The organism is Sphingomonas sp. CCH5-D11, from assembly GCF_001557395.1.
Taxonomy (GTDB): Bacteria; Pseudomonadota; Alphaproteobacteria; order Sphingomonadales; family Sphingomonadaceae; genus Sphingomonas.
Genome location: NZ_LSKH01000299.1, coordinates 1 through 720 on the forward strand (window position 1 = coordinate 1; position 720 = coordinate 720).

The following is a 720-nucleotide window of genomic DNA, read 5'->3' on the forward strand; positions in this document are numbered from 1 at the left end:
ACCGGCGCTTCCTGGTCATGGCCAACCATTACATGGTCGAGCCGACCGCCTGCTCGCCGGCGTCGGGCTGGGAGAAGGGGCAGGTCGAGAACCAGGTGCAGACCGCACGCGGCCGCTTCTTCCAACCGCGGCTGCGCTTTGCCAGCATCGAGGAGCTGAACGGCTGGCTGGAGGCGGAGTGCCGTCGCTGGGCCGACATGCACCAGCACCCCGAGCAGAAGGAACTGACGGTCGCGCAGGCATGGGCTGCCGAGCGCGGTGTGCTCCAGCCGGTCGTGGCGCCCTTCGACGGCTTCCATGAGAGCGAACACGCGGTGAGCGGCACGTGCCTCATCAGCTTCGACCGCAACCGCTATTCCGTCTCCGCCAGAGCGGTGCGGCGTGCCGTCCAGGTCCGGGCCTATGCCGACCGCATTGTCGTGCGCTGCGACGGTGAAGTCGTTGCTGACCATCCCCGGTTCTTCGGGCGTGACCGGACCATCTACGACCCCTGGCATTACCTGCCGGTGCTGGTGACCAAGCCGGGCGCCCTGCGCAATGGCGCGCCGTTCCAGGGCTGGGAGCTGCCGCCTGCGCTGTCACGACTGCGCCGGAAGCTCGGCGCCGGTGACGATGCCGACCGGCGGTTCGTGCGCGTGCTGGCGGCCGTGCTCGACGACGGGCTGGAGGCGGTGGAAGCGGCCGTGCGCGAAGCATTGCTGGCCGGCACCGCCAGCGACG

At 69.9% G+C, this 720-nt stretch carries 1 protein-coding gene; it reads left to right on the plus strand.

Annotated elements, in window-relative coordinates; translation table 11 throughout:
* Positions 1-720, plus strand: a 720-nt coding sequence (locus AX702_RS18095) for a Mu transposase domain-containing protein (protein ID WP_443026311.1), incomplete at both ends; no start/stop codon positions are given.